This window comes from Hyphobacterium sp. (assembly GCF_965217055.1).
GTDB lineage: Bacteria > Pseudomonadota > Alphaproteobacteria > Caulobacterales > Maricaulaceae > Hyphobacterium.
Window position 1 is genome coordinate 991,445 of record NZ_OZ244227.1, and the last position, 14,063, is coordinate 1,005,507.

Annotated in this window: 10 protein-coding genes; 3 read left to right on the forward strand and 7 right to left on the reverse strand. The window is 59.3% G+C overall.

The annotated features are described in order from the left end of the window. Nucleotides 1–7: 7 nt before the first annotated feature. Genes ACOOFN_RS05030 through ACOOFN_RS05045 form a run of 4 tightly spaced genes read right to left on the reverse strand, consistent with a single transcriptional unit; the run spans nucleotide 8 to nucleotide 3,335 of the window. Complete coding sequence (locus tag ACOOFN_RS05030; protein WP_420434302.1) at nucleotides 8–751, reverse strand: SDR family NAD(P)-dependent oxidoreductase; 744 nt, start codon at nucleotides 749–751, stop codon at nucleotides 8–10. 6 nt (nucleotides 752–757) lie between these two features. Further along, the gene (locus ACOOFN_RS05035; protein WP_420434304.1) at nucleotides 758–1,690 is read right to left on the reverse strand and encodes a phosphoglycerate dehydrogenase; all 933 of its coding nucleotides are present in this window, start codon (nucleotides 1,688–1,690) and stop codon (nucleotides 758–760) included. A 3-nt stretch (nucleotides 1,691–1,693) separates the two neighbouring features. Next, complete coding sequence (locus ACOOFN_RS05040) at nucleotides 1,694–2,398, reverse strand: acylneuraminate cytidylyltransferase family protein (RefSeq protein WP_420434306.1); 705 nt, start codon at nucleotides 2,396–2,398, stop codon at nucleotides 1,694–1,696. Between the two features lie 52 nt (nucleotides 2,399–2,450). Beyond that, entirely contained in the window at nucleotides 2,451–3,335 is an 885-nt protein-coding gene (locus ACOOFN_RS05045) for a glycosyltransferase (protein ID WP_420434308.1), read from the reverse strand. A 221-nt stretch (nucleotides 3,336–3,556) separates the two neighbouring features. On the opposite strand from ACOOFN_RS05045, the gene ACOOFN_RS05050 reads away from it, so the two are divergent. Beyond that, nucleotides 3,557–4,360 carry an ABC transporter permease gene (locus ACOOFN_RS05050; RefSeq protein ID WP_420434310.1) on the forward strand — a complete coding sequence of 268 codons (804 nt, stop codon included), beginning with the start codon at nucleotides 3,557–3,559 and terminating at the stop codon, nucleotides 4,358–4,360. A 45-nt stretch (nucleotides 4,361–4,405) separates the two neighbouring features. Beyond that, nucleotides 4,406–5,332, forward strand: coding sequence for an ABC transporter ATP-binding protein (locus ACOOFN_RS05055; protein WP_420434312.1), 927 nt, complete (start codon nucleotides 4,406–4,408; stop codon nucleotides 5,330–5,332). Nucleotides 5,333–5,392: 60 nt separating this feature from the next. Here ACOOFN_RS05055 and ACOOFN_RS05060 read toward each other — a convergent pair whose 3' ends face one another. Genes ACOOFN_RS05060 through galE form a run of 3 tightly spaced genes read right to left on the reverse strand, consistent with a single transcriptional unit; the run spans nucleotide 5,393 to nucleotide 12,946 of the window. Continuing rightward, a complete protein-coding gene (locus ACOOFN_RS05060; RefSeq protein ID WP_420434314.1) occupies nucleotides 5,393–9,358 on the reverse strand; it encodes a glycosyltransferase in 3,966 nt (1,321 codons plus the stop codon). Continuing rightward, nucleotides 9,355–11,976: a 6-hydroxymethylpterin diphosphokinase MptE-like protein gene (locus ACOOFN_RS05065; RefSeq protein ID WP_420434316.1), complete on the reverse strand. Its 2,622-nt coding sequence runs from the start codon at nucleotides 11,974–11,976 to the stop codon at nucleotides 9,355–9,357. Before ACOOFN_RS05065 ends, ACOOFN_RS05060 begins: the two co-directional genes overlap by 4 nt. Next, on the reverse strand, nucleotides 11,954–12,946 hold the full coding sequence (gene galE / locus ACOOFN_RS05070) for a UDP-glucose 4-epimerase GalE (RefSeq protein WP_420434318.1): 993 nt from the start codon (nucleotides 12,944–12,946) through the stop codon (nucleotides 11,954–11,956). Before galE ends, ACOOFN_RS05065 begins: the two co-directional genes overlap by 23 nt. 375 nt (nucleotides 12,947–13,321) lie before the next feature. Here galE and ACOOFN_RS05075 point away from each other — a divergent pair, with 375 nt between their 5' ends. Then, entirely contained in the window at nucleotides 13,322–14,026 is a 705-nt protein-coding gene (locus ACOOFN_RS05075) for a 2OG-Fe(II) oxygenase (RefSeq protein ID WP_420434320.1), read from the forward strand. The last annotated feature ends 37 nt before the right edge of the window (nucleotides 14,027–14,063 follow it).

The following is a 14,063-nucleotide window of genomic DNA, read 5'->3' on the forward strand; positions in this document are numbered from 1 at the left end:
GCCAATATCACACCGGGTCGTGGAGACGGGACAATACGCCGCCATCGAGCCAGAATGTCGTGCCCGTTGCGAAGCCGGCATCCGGTCCGGTCAGGAAAAGGGCAGCCTTCGCGACCTCGTCTGGCTGACCGATCCGGCCGGCGGGGTGACAGGCCTCGAGCGATTTGAAAGCCGCCTCGCGGCCCTCGAACCCGGCCATCAGCATGGGCGTGGAAATCGCCGCAGGTGCCAGGCAAACGACACGGACGCGATCACCGAGGTCGACGGCCAGGGCGCGGGTCATGCCGTGAAGCGCGGCCTTGGACGTCGCATAGGCGGCGAATTCCGGCTTGGTCGCCCTGGCGTGCACGCTGCCGATATTCAGGATGGTGCCGCGCGCCGCTTCCAGATCCGGCAGGAAAGCCTGGCTCAGACGGAAGGGGGCGGTCAGATTGACATTCATGGTCGACCGCCAATCGGCCGCGGTCAGCTTGTCGGCGGGTGCGAGGATTTGTGTGGCGGCATTGTTGATCAAAGCCGCCAGTTTGGCGCCGTCCAGAGCGGCCCGGACATTTTCTGCGACGCGTTCAAGTACGGCATCGTCCTCGGCCAGCGCGTCCAGGTCCGCCTCGATGAAGTGATCGCAAATCTCCGGATCGGGCGCCTTGCGGCCAGATCCGATAACGCGCCATCCGGCAGACCTGTAGGCGGCGCCCAGCGCAGCGCCGATTCCGCCGCCCACGCCCGTGATGAAGACCGCCCTGTCTGTCATGATTCCCTACTTAACACCGAGGAAGTCGAACAGATAGCCGATCGCCTGATGGCTGACACGGCGCACGGCGTCCTCGGTATTCGATCCGTTGTGAGACCCGAAGATGCAACGCTCGTATCCGCGCAGCGGATTGTCGGCGGCGAGCGGCTCGACCTCGAACACGTCCAGAGCAGCGGAATGGATCCTGCCACTTGCCAGGCCCTCTAGCAGCGCCGCCTGCTTGACGACAGGGCCGCGGCCGACATTGACGATCCTGACGCCCGGTTTCACGGCCTGCAGCACCTCCTCGTTGAACATGTGGTGCGTGCCGGCGTTGAGCGGCGCCGTGAAAACCAGGAAATCGCAATCCTCGACCCCCTCGAACCAGGGCTTCGGCGTCACGTTGATACCGTCTATCGGCGTGAAAGCGGGATCGTAGGCATAGACCTCCATGCCAGATGCAATCAGCCGGCGCGCAGTCTGGCGACCGATATCGCCGAAGCCGATGACACCGGCCTTGCGCCCGGTCAGCGAAATGCCCCGCGGCTTGGGCCAGGCATTGTTTGCCCGGATTTCGCGATCGATCAGGAAAGTTTGCCGCGCCAGCCCGCCAACATAATTCATCGCGACGTCAGCGACTTCATTGCCGAACACGCCCGGCGTGTTGGTGGACGGCAGACCCAGTCGTTCGGCAGCCTCGAAATCGACATTGTCGACGCCGACCCCCCATTTGACGATGGCTTTCAGCTTGCCGGCAGCGCCGGCTTCCAGCACCCGCGCGCTGGCCGGATCGTCGCCGATAATCCAGCCATCCATGTCCGGGAGGATGGCGCAAAGCTCGTCCTCGGTCATGGTTTGCACCACATCAGGGGCGTCGAGCTCGACATTCTTCCCGGCGAAGATCGGCCGGAATTCGTCAATCATGCCCAGCATGGGCGGGCAGGTCACAAGAATGCGCATGGGCTAGAGCTCGACTTTCCGGTCATAGAGGGCCACCGCCTCGGCCAGCATCCACTGGTCCGCATTGTCGATGTCGATGGATTCCAGCGGCGGCGTTTCATACATGGCGGGCTTTGCCCCGATCCGGGCCTGGGTCCGGGCAAAACTGTCGCGGTTGAAGATATAGAGGTTCGAATTTTCCTCGAACCAGGCTTCCAGGTCCTGGGTGCGGATCAAATTGTCCGGGTCATGGTTCACCGGGCTCATATCGTCCCGATAAAAGCGCGTCTGGATCCGGTTCACGGTGAACAGGCTGTCGGCCGCCCCCTGCTCGGTGACTTCCCGGTATTTTGCCAGCGCGGCGCGAATTGCACCAGCGGAGAGCAAGGGGTTGGTGGTATGGGTCATCAGATAGGTGTCGGCCTCGACGTTCTCGACATCATCGGCGAGCACCAGATTCATCGAGACGAGATCGCCGCAGATTTCCGGCTTGCGGTCGCGCAGAACGACCCGGCCATCGGCATCGCCGTCGTTCAGGCCGTGGTCGGACAGAATCTGGCGGGCATCGGTGTTGATCACGACCTTGTCGATCTCGTCGACCGACAACAGGGTATCGAGGATCCAGCGAAACAGCGGTTTTCCGGCGAATTCACGGAAGTTCTTGGATTTGACCCGCGCACTGTGCGCCTTCATCGGCAGGAGTGCGACGACCTTGGAAGATTGCACCATGGCTTCCTTCTTTCTGCCCCGTGCCTGATTTCAGCGTATCGGCAACCGGGAATTAGCGTGGGTAGAAGTATCGATCCTTGCGTTCCTGGGACAGCTTCCTGTGGTCGTTATTGCCCTTGTAGGAGCCCCAGTATTGCATCAGGCGGAACATGAAAATGCTTCCGGCCTCTTTCCAGAATACCCGCTGGCTCAAGGCCTCACTCATATCGAACATGATGCCGGCCAGGGTAAAACGGATGAAGTCCCGGAAACGGATATGCACTTCGGGCATGATGTCTTGCAGGGCGATGGCTTCGCGCTCATAGCGCGTCTTGACCTTCGGCCAGCTTTCTTCGTGCAGGTGGATGACCGACGCTTCGGCGACGTAACCGATCTCGTGGCCATCTGCGACAAGCTGCTTGCCCAATACCATGTCCTCGAGGCCGGTCACTTCTTCGTCGAACTTGTATTTCTGCCAGATTTCCTTCGGCACGGCCGAATTGGCATTGTTGCAGAAGAAGCCCTCCTGCGGGATGCTGCTGTGCTCCGGGAAATACTTCTTGAACAGCTGTTCCTCGGAAAATTTCGTGACCCCTGCCCGGCCCTGCTGGCGACCGTAGGTGAAGGCGACCTTGTCCTGGTGGAGCGGCCGGATCAGGTCGGCGAGCCATTGATCGCCGATCGGGATGCAATGCCCTGAAATGAACACCAGGTAGCGTCCGTCCGCGAACTCGCAGCCGACATTGAGCGAGCGGCCAAAGGTGAAATCGGACTTCCTGATATGCGTGATGCGGGCGCCGTATTTTTCGGCAATCGCCAGCGTATCGTCGGTTGAACCGGAATCGACAATGACGACTTCGAAGCTGAATTCGGAATCGTCCTGCGCAGCGCAAGCCGCCAGGACTTCGGCGAGCCATTTGCCTTCATTGTAGGTTCTGATGACGATGGAGGCGTCCATAGCCGCTCCTGAAAATTGATTGCAGCGATAACTACAGGAAGAGCCAGCCCTGAAAAGGGGGTGGTTGCAGGTCGTTGAATTGCTTGACGTGTGGCGGCCATTATGGTGACTGCTTAGCCGCGATCTGACCAATCGACTTCGGTCCGGGTTGGCATTCCTAAACAGCAGCGAGACCGAGCGGGTTCATTATAGCGACGATGCATGATCCCAAGCCAGCTAACGTGACCAGCAAGCATACCGGTGTGACCGTTTTCTTCACCGACATTGCGCAAGGCATTGCCAAGGTCGATGTCTGGCTGACCTTCGCGATGGACGACATGCAGCAGCGTTATCGGCGCAGCGCGCTCGGCCTGCTGTGGATCATGCTGTCCTATGCGCTGTTTGTCGGCGGGATTTCCTTTTTCTTCGGGGCTTTCACGCGGTTCGATCCGGAAGGCTTCGTCACCTATGTGGCGATCGGATATGCGCTGTTCGTCTTCCTGATGGCGCAGATCCTCGACGGTTGTCAGGTATTCGTGAATTCGATGACCTGGATCAAAAGCGTGTCCATGCCGCTTTCCGTTCATGTTTTCCGCAGCATTTTCAGGAGCATATTTGTACTGGGCTTGAATCTCGTGGTCGCATTCGCCGCCATGATCCTGATGGGTTGGCGACCCGAGCTCGTCGCACTGATGTGCCTGCCTGGCTTCGCGATCTATCTGATTAATGCAGTAGCGGTTCAATACACATTCGGTTTCGTCGCAGCGCGCTATCGCGACATCACCCATCTGACAAATTCGATTACCCGGATCATGATCTTCCTCACGCCCATTCTCTGGGTGCGGGCGGAGATGACCGGGGCCCGCGCCGTGGCAGCCGATCTCAATCCGCTCACCCACTATATCGAGATCATCCGCGCACCCCTGATGGGTGAATTGCCGCGCATGTCGAGCTGGGGAGTCGTATTGATCCTCACCGCCCTGATCTGGATCGCAGCCGCACTGGTCGGTGCGCATTTGCGGCGTAGACTGCCTTACTGGATATAGGAAGAGGCATTCGCATTGCCCCATGTGTCGGTCAAAAATCTGTGCGTGAACTATCCGATCTACCAGCGCGCTGTCGTTGCGGATAAAGCGGACATTGCCACGCCCGCTGGCGATGAAAACGGGGCTCTGACCCATCGCAACAGCACGCTTATTCGCGGTGCCAACAATTCCATTGTCGGGGTGCGTGCGCTGTCCGGCGTCAGCTTTGACCTGGAAAGCGGCGGCCGGCTGGCGATCATCGGCGAAAATGGTTCGGGCAAGACAACGCTGCTGCAGGTACTTGCCGAGATCTATACACCGGACGCCGGCGAGGTGGTGATCGAGGGCCGCACCACAAGTGTCGTCAATATCAACCTCGGCATGAGCCTCGAGGCCAGCGGTCACAACAACATCACCCTGCGCGGGCTGGCCGCTGGCCGGAGCCGCCGGGAAATCGAGGAGCATCGCGCGGACATCGTCGCGTTTTCAGAACTCGGCGAATTTCTCGATCTACCGGTCCAGACATATTCGGCCGGCATGCGCATGCGCTTGAACTTCGCGATCGCGACCGCATTCCAACCTGAAATCCTCATTCTTGACGAATGGCTGTCGGCCGGAGATGCCGCGTTCCGGAAAAAGGCCACGGCGCGCATGCAGAGCTTTGTCGAACAGGCGGGCATTCTCATTCTGGCCTCGCACAGCCGGCAGCTGATGGAGGCGACCTGTGACCGCGCCATATGGCTCGACCACGGCGTCGTTCGCGCCGAGGGCGATGTCAAGGAAATCGCGGATGCCTATGACGAGGAAATGATGCGGCGGCAGAAGCTACGCGATGCCCGCGCCCAGGCCGAGCTGGAAATGATGCGCGCGCAACAGGAAGCCGAGAAAGAGGCGGAAGAAAAAGCCGAAAGCACCGAGGTCCAGCTGGCCGAAGGGCCTTCGAATATTTTCGCGCGTCTGCTGCACAGGCTGTTGAGGTTGTTCCGCAAATAGTGGCCCCGCCGCGCGATGGCTGCTGCGCCAATCAGACCGGAAGCCCTCGACCCGTAACGCCTACCAGTCCATGTCCTCGGCATAGCCGAGATCGATCAGGGCCTGGCCGTAGCGCTCCTTGAACCGTTCGCGGATTTTCGACGTGAAGTGCTTCTTCCAGGGCCCGCTCTCCGGATTCGCCTGCTTGTTGTCGAAATTGATGCCGGCCACATCCGGGACCTCCATGAATTCCGAAATCCGCTGCAGATGTCCCGCCGCATCCTTTGAAAAGTCCTCGAGCCGGATCGTCATGACGCGTTCGTCGTCAAACGGGGCGAGGATCTGGTCCTCGATCACCTGCTTTGAGATATTGTCGAGCTCGTGCAGGATGCCCTCTTCCTTAGGCAATTCGTTGAGGATGGGCTTGTCTTCCACGAGCTGATCCCAGGTCCAGCCCAGCGGCGATACGTCGGGATGATCGCCCTTGTGGTGGAAATAGTTGGAGATCAGCACCTGGCGCGGGTCGCGGATGATCCGCAATCCCTTCCAGTCCTTGGCATTGCGCTTGATCTTGTTCAGCCCGCGCTGACTGGCATTGGCAAACAGGACAACGTCGCGCCCGTTCTTGCCGAGCCCCTTGAAATCGACATTGACGAGATCGAGCTCATCCATCTTCGAATAATGGAAGGGCGGATCGGTGATCTCGTACTTGCGGATCCGCGCGCCCGTGCTCTCGGCGATGCGCTCGAACACTTCCATTCGGAAGAAGCGGGATGCGCATTTGTGATGCCCGAAAAAGACGAAGACATCCGGTGCGTCGGGATAGCGGAGCGCGCCGATCTGGCGTTCGCTGGCCTGCGCCCGTTCTAGCAGGCGCGCGCGTTCGGCCCGGCCGATGATGACCGCCTTGTGGATTTCCTTGGTGAGCGCAGCGTTGGATTCCGCGATCTCGCGGACGTCCTTGCCCTCTTCCAGCGCCGTTTCGATCGCGTCGATCCGTCCGATCAGCTCGGCTGTGGACTTCTTGGCATACTCGTCGATTTCCGCATGCATGCGCTGCTCGAGCCCCTGCCGCAGGGCTTTCAGCGAATCTTCCAACTCTTCCTTCACTGCCGCCAGCGCCTTGGTGCCGGCTTCCATTCCGTTCTCGACCCCGGCCAGACGATCGCTGAAATCCTTCATCGCGGCCTGAATCTGGCTGTCGGCGTCGGCCTTGAGTGCGTCAATCCGGTCCTGCTGGCGCAACTGTTCCTCGAGCGTCGCATTGATGCGCTGATGCAACTCGTCGAGCTGGAGTTCAAGCTCCTTCTCGCCTTCGGCGGCAATGGTCTTCTGCCGCGCCTCCCAGGCGCCCAGGTCGGCCTTCAGGCGCGAGACCGCCATTGCGATTTCCGAACGGACCTTCTGATCGTTGGTCAGCGACTGATCCGACGCAAGACGCTTCATGCGGGATTCGAGGTTGGTGATTTCAGCGTTCAACGCTTCGCGGACGGCCGCGCTGGTCTTGCTGGATTCGCTGCGCAGACGTGCCACTTCACCACGCAGATTGGCGTCATTCTTTGACAACTCACTTCGGAGCCTTGTGTGGTGCTGCGACAGCTCACCACGTAGCTTGGCCTGATTGTCGGATATCCGGCTCGCCCAGGCATCCCGGCCCTTGGTGAGGTCCTGCATGTGCTCGATCTTGCCGAACAATTCGCGGTTCTGCGCCGACAGATGGGCCACGTATCGGCGCAGCCGCCAGGCCATCAGAACGAGGCCAGCCAGCGCGCCTGCGCCAATGGCCGCGCCCGCGAATACGAGACGCTGTTCCAGCGGCCAGGGGCCACGCAAGGCCAGGGCGACCGCGCCCAGACCGCCAATGGCCGCGATCCAGACCGCTGGCGAATTGAGCAGTTTCCAGATGATGCGCCGCAGCCTCTGGAGCAGCGGGAAGAGCGTCGGCGCATGCGTGCGGACGGCATTGCCCAGCGGCGCATACCAGGCGCGTTTGACCTTCTGCGGCGGTTCGGTTTGCACAGGGACGGTCTCTGCCGCCGGTTCAGCGCTGACCGGTGCCGGAATCGCTGATTGCGGCGCACTGGATGGCATCTGTTTTTGCGGGGGCGGCGTCGCCGGCAGCGATGCGGTGCTGGGCGCCGGTTTCGCGGACGGCACCGGTGCAGTGGCTGCCTGGTCTTCGGCGGCTTCGACTGTCCGGGTGATCACAACCGGCGGTTTTTCACGGAGTTTCCGGCCGGTAGCGGGATCGCGCAGCAGGGTCTCGTAATCGACACGGTCGAAAATCTCGAGCTTGCCGCCAATTGTGGCGTTGAAAATCTTCCTGCCGACCGCTTCATACGACAGCTTGGCCTGACGGTAATTCATCGCGACACGGTCGAGCTTGGGGTCTTTCCAGGTCTTGCCGACGCCGAAATAGTCCTTGTGGAAATGGTTCGGATCATCCGTGGTGGAAATGATGTGATTGCCCTTGCGGACGTGGCTGTCGGGGATCTGGTAGTCGAAGTCCATGCCGATCAGATAGACGCGCTCGAAGCCCAGATAGAAGGCGATCTGCATGTTCAGATAGGTGACAGTCTGACCACAGAACAACTCGCGGGAAAAATCGGTGGAGAAGCGCGGCACACCATGGTTTGGGCTGTTGGTGAGGTAAAAACCCTGATTCATCTGGAAATAGAGCGCGCCGGGAACGGCGCCGTATTTCTCGCGATAATCGGCCGGGAAAAACTTGAACGGCACGTCGTATGCGGCGATGTCCTCGGCATTCTCCTCGTAGACCTTGCTGTCCTCAACCACATAGAAAGTCGGTCGAAAATCCGACTCGCGGGACTTCAGGAAAATCGAATTGACGCCAAAAACGTACTCGCCGTCGAGCAAGGACAAATCATGCTTGTTCAGTGCCGGCCCGTTGCCGACGATGAAGGCGCGCTTGCCACGGAACCGGTCGTGCATGTTGCGCAGCGCCTTGCGGTCGTCATCGGTGATCGGGACCGATTCCCGCTGCTTGTAGGTCTGCAGAATAGAGGGCGCGGGCGCTTTCTTGGCCGCATTCTGTTTCTCAAGCCTGTCTTTCATGTTGCGCTCTACGTCCTCGAGATACTTTACGGATTGCGGCGGAATAAACGCATCCTTGACATAGGATTTCTGAAACACGCCCAGCTGTCTGATCAATTCCGGATAGCGGCGCTCGATCTTCTTGCTGAAATATCCCCGCACATCGTGGTCTGCGTTCTTAACCCGAGTCCGTACGCCGTGCAGCATGATCAGCGAACGGCGTGCGGCCAGCGGTGCAGCCAGCGGGTACATTTCCGGGTCGTCCCGGAAAAAGCGGTTGGTGTCGTCGATCTGCTCGAAGAACGCTTCGACATGGGCTTTCGAAACGCCCTTGCTCAGCGACCCGTCGCGTTGCCGGTATTGATAGACAATGTCATCGATCGCGTGATGCCGCTTGCTGCGTAACAATGCCTTGTAGGTGAAGAAGAGGTCTTCGTGCGGAAGCCGCGGCGGGAAAAGCGGATTGATGCCCTGCAGCAGCCGCTTGCTGTATAGGCGCGCGCAGGCAATCGACGGCGCGAATACGCCCAGAACTTCCTGCCAGGGTTCCAGCGTGCCTGCCGACTCCGGGATTTCGTGCTGCACCAGCTTGTGGGTCACGACCTCGTCAGGCACGCCCGCCTCGCTGATCCGCTCGAAGCGACCGCTGACGATATCGGCATCATGCTGCTCGACTGCGTCATACAGCGCCTTGAGTGCGTCGGGCCGCAAGCGGTCGTCACTGTCAAGAAAGGTGACAAATTCACCCTTGGCGTGACGCAGGCCGGTCATGCGCGCCGCACCGAGGCCGGAATTCTGCTGGCGGACGTACCGGAATCGGACATCGCCTTCGGCCAGGCGATTCACGATGCTAATGGAGCCATCCATGCTTCCGTCATCGACAATGACGACCTCGAAATCGGTCATCGTCTGGTCGAGGACCGATCTGATTGCGTCTTCGATGTACAATTCGACATTGTACACCGGGACAATAACGGAAATGGCGGGTGTCATTTCGCGACCCCTTGCAACGCCGCCGGCGCGCCGCTGGCCGCCACAGCGTTGTAATCGCGCCGCTCGAAAATCTCGAGCTTGCCGCCAATCGTCGCGTTGTAGATGTTCCGGCCACTCGCCTCATAGGCCAGCTTGGCCTGCTTGTAGTTCAGGGCGACGCGGTCAAGCTTGGGGTCTTTCCAGGTCTTGCCAGCGCCGAAATAATCCTTGTGGAAATGGTTCGGATCGTCGGTTGTCGACAGAATGAGATCGCCATTGCGCCGGTGCGAATCCGGAATGACATAATCGAAATCCATGCCGATCAGATAGACTTCTTTGAAGCCCAGGAAGTAGGCGATCTGGAGATTGATATAGGTCACGGACTGACCGCAGTAGAGCTCGTCCGACATGTCGGTCGAGAAGCGCGGGACACAGAAATTCGGCCCCGTCTTCTCGTAGAAGCCCCGGTTCATCTCGAAGAAGACGGTCATGTCCGTCGGGGGATGGAATTTCCGGTAAAGCGTCGGGAAGAATTTCAGGATACGCGGCTGGAAATCAACGATGTCGTCCTTGTTTTCCTTCATCACGGCGTTGTCTTCGACAGTGAAGAATGTCGGCACGAAGCCGGTTTCCCGCGTCTTGTAGAAGAAGGAATTGACGGCAAACGTGTACTCGTTCTCCAGCAGCGACAAATCGTGCCGGTTCAACGATGGACCGTTGCCGATGATGAAACAGCGCTCGCCTTCATACCGGTTGTGCAATGCGATGATCTTGTCGACGTCAGGCGGACCTGCCCCGTACAATTCCTTGCTGACATAATTCTCGATGTCTTTTTCCGGTTCGTCACCGGCGTCCTCGTCAACGACACCGTTGATCTTCAAGGGCTTCTGGCTGCTGTACAGGTCGAGTTCGCCAAAGCTGCCGGCGCGTGCCGCCGATGTCCGGCGCGTCTGTTCGGCGTTGGCGTGCTTGCACTCACGGTGCAGATAGTCGGCCGGTCCGAGGCCGGAACTGACGACACAGCCATAGCGGTAGGACAGGTCCTTCAGGATCTGGCTGAGCTGTTCGTTCCGGATGCCGGTCGATTCATGGAACAGGTGCACATAGATGCGGTTGGCAACGCGGATCCGGGCGGGTTCGACCTGTGCCAGCAGGGTCACGTCGAGCGAACGGTCCTCGCCGCCATAGCCGACATATTGTTCAAACCCGAACACGTTCATGAACAGGCTGCGCTTGATGATAACGATGCCACCGCAAAGCGTGGTCGGCTTGCGAACGCGCGCTTCATCCTTCAGCCGGCGGAAATTCATGTCCCGCTGAACAAGTTCCGCTCCGCCCGGCGTGGTGAAATAGATATTCTTGTACGGCGAGATGACATCGTACTGGCCGTGGCAGCCAATGATCTCGTCGAGGAAATTCCCGCCCAGCAGAACATCGGTATCCAGAAGGCCCACGACTTTGGCATTGGTGAAGTGCCGGACGGCGACATTGTAGCCCCAGCCCCGGTTATAGTCCCGGTCATTGAAGATGAATTCGTGCCGGACGTGCGGGTATTCCGCATACCGTTCCATGTCGAGCTTGGACGTGATGTCCTGCTCGACCAGAAGGACGTCAAACAGATCACCGTAAAAATGGTCGATCCATTTCAAGATGAAATCGAGGTTCGACAGCCGGAACTCGCTCGTCTCGGCGAGTCGCACGCCGATGATGAGGGTGGCGATATAGCCGTCGGTTCCGCATTTCTCGCGGATCGCCTTGCGGTCCGCGTCTGTCAGCTGCCTGGGTATCGTGATCGGGTTGCCATAAGGCTCAACCGGTGCCGCGCCCGCTTCCGCTTCATACGCGCTGGAATCAACGCCGATCTTTTTCGCGAGCTGGTCGTATATCCAGTCGCTGCCTTCCTTGGTGAGATGGAGGTTGTCGCACGTGTAGCGCTTGATGTCGTCGTCACCCCAGGCCAGGAGGTCGATTACCTTATCGGGCCCCAATTCGTCGCGGAACAGTTCCGAATAGGCTTCCGTCAGGCGTATGTTCGCCGGGCGCCCGCGCTTGAAATCACCTTCCCAACCCGGAATGAAGCGGTTGGAATTGATGAAAATCAGATTGGGGATTTTCTTCAGAACCGGAAGCAAACGGTCCCGGCCCATTTCCAGCCCGTACATGTTGACCGTCGGTTGGCCCTCATACTCGACGCCGAAATCGTTCGACAGATAGGCCTGGATCTCGGCCTCGCCGAACATGGCATCGAAGGCCGGCTTCTTGTTGTTGACGACCTTCTTCGCATAATCGCGGGTATTGAGACCCGTATTGGAAAGGTTGGATGGCTCGGCGTTGTTATAAAGATCATTGATTGCGCTTGGCTGCGGCCGCGGCGACCATTCGACGATCCCGGTGAAGAGAATGATGTGGTCCCATTGGGTTGGATCGCGGTCCTTGATGTATTCGAGGAAATCGAGCGTCGTCGTCCATTTCATCGGGCACAGAACAACTTCCGCATCGACATCGGGATGACTCGCCAGTCGTTCCGCGAACACCGGGTGCACGGGTGCGCCGCTCGGCGTGTGCTGGCCGCGGCTGTCAGTGTAGATCAGGATTTTCGTTGTCATCTGTTCAGCATCAGCCTGCTTTTTTGCGCTCACGCAGGGCCTGCTCCCAGGCCCATGCACTTGCGACAATCTTCTCGAGGTCGTCATGGCGCGGCGTCCAGCCGATATCGTTTTTCAGCCGGTCGGAGCCCGCGACAATAGCGGCTGGGTCTCCGGGGCGGCGCTCGGCCTCGCGCACTTCGAAATCGACACCGGACACCGCTTTCACCGTCTCGATGACTTCCTTCACGCTGGACCCGCGGCCGTAACCGCAATTGAGGGTCAGGCTGTCGCCGCCATTCCGGAGATGGCCGAGCACATCCGCGTGCGCATTCACCAGATCGCTGACGTGGATGTAGTCGCGGACACAGGTGCCATCGTGCGTCGGATAGTCGGTGCCGAACAGGTCGAGCCGCTCGCGAATGCCGAGCGCAGCCTGGCACGCCGCCTTGATCAAATGGGTCGCATTGGCCGTCGACTGCCCGGCCCGGCCATGCGGATCGGCACCTGCGACGTTGAAATAGCGCAGCACGCCATATTGCATCGCCCCGGTGTGGGCGAGATCCGCCAACATCCATTCGGTCATCAGCTTGGATCGACCATAGGGTGAGAGCGGGCTCAGCGGGGCGTCTTCATGCACCGGTTCGTTTCCGGCCATGCCATAGACGGCGGCGGTCGAGGAAAAGATGAAACGCTCGACGCCATTCGCCGCGGCGGCATCAATGAGATTGCGCGAAGCCGCGGTGTTGTTGGAATAATACTTCAGCGGATCGGAAACCGATTCCGGCACGACGACCGATCCCGCAAAGTGGATGATGTCGGTGACACCATGTTCGCGGATCAGCCGCGTCGTCAGCGCCTGGTCGCCGACATCGCCGAAAACGAACTTTGCCCGCTTGTCGACCGCCCAGTCGAATCCGGTCACCAGATTGTCGAGCACCACGACCTGCTCGCCTGCGTCCAGCAGTGCAAGAGTCATGTGGGCACCGATATAACCAGCACCGCCCGTTACCAAAACGGTCATGTTGTCCCCATCGCCATCCGTGCCGCGTGGCGGCCCAAGCTCAATGTCAATAACCCGATCAACACTTTCATTCCAACCCTGTCGGTCAGCCAGCCCGCAGAATTCGTGCCAGCCCCTTCTGGTTGGTCGTCAGATGACAGCCTGCTGCGGACATCAGGGTGCTACTGCATGCGAATTCGTTTCCTTGATCGACGCCCAAACCGATGGCATGTTCGCAGACGCGGCTCCGCAGGGTAAAGCTGGATTTAGAAGGAGAGGTCCGGCAGAATGAGCGACGCGGGTCAGAATGCACACCCGGCCGGAACTGGGGCCGGGATTTCCAGATTTCCATTTCTTGTTTCATCAGAATTTCGCAAGTCCGACGATATCGGGAGCATGGCGGAAAGGTATGCGCGCGGGCATCCGTTTCCGCATATTGTCATCGACGATTTCCTGCCCGAGACACATGCCCGTTTTCTCGCAGACAAATTCCCGGGGCCGGAAAGCCAGGTCTGGCTGGATTATCGCAAGCGCCCGCTTCACCAATACGGGAAGCTGGGTCCGGGCGGCAGCAGCCGCTTTGATCACCTCGATCCCGAATTCCGGATGGCGCTTGCCGAGTTTAACAATTCCAACTTCCTTGCGTTCCTGGAGGCCCTGACGGGCATACCGAAGCTGATTCCGGACCCCTATTTCAAGGGCGGCGGAATACACCAGATCGTTGCGGGCGGTATTCTGGATGTCCACACGGATTTCAATCACTACGAACAGCTTGATTTATATCGCAGATTGAACGTCCTGATCTATCTGACGGAGGACTGGCAAGAGGGTTTCGGGGGCGAACTCGAGCTCTGGGATCGCGCGCCGTCTGAACAGGGCAAGCCGGTCAAACTGATCCCGCCGGTGTTCAATCGTTTCGTCGTTTTCGGAACGAACAAAACCACCTTCCACGGACACCCCAATCCCTGGCGTGGTCCGGACGGGCTGTGCCGCCGGTCAATCGCTCTTTACTATTATACGGCTCAGCCTGAACTGGGTGTCATCTACGACAAGAAAACCGACTTCCAGGGCGTTGCGAAGCACGAAGTGAAAGCCGACTGAATACGTTCGGTCAATTCAGCGCGCACCAGCGCTTCGT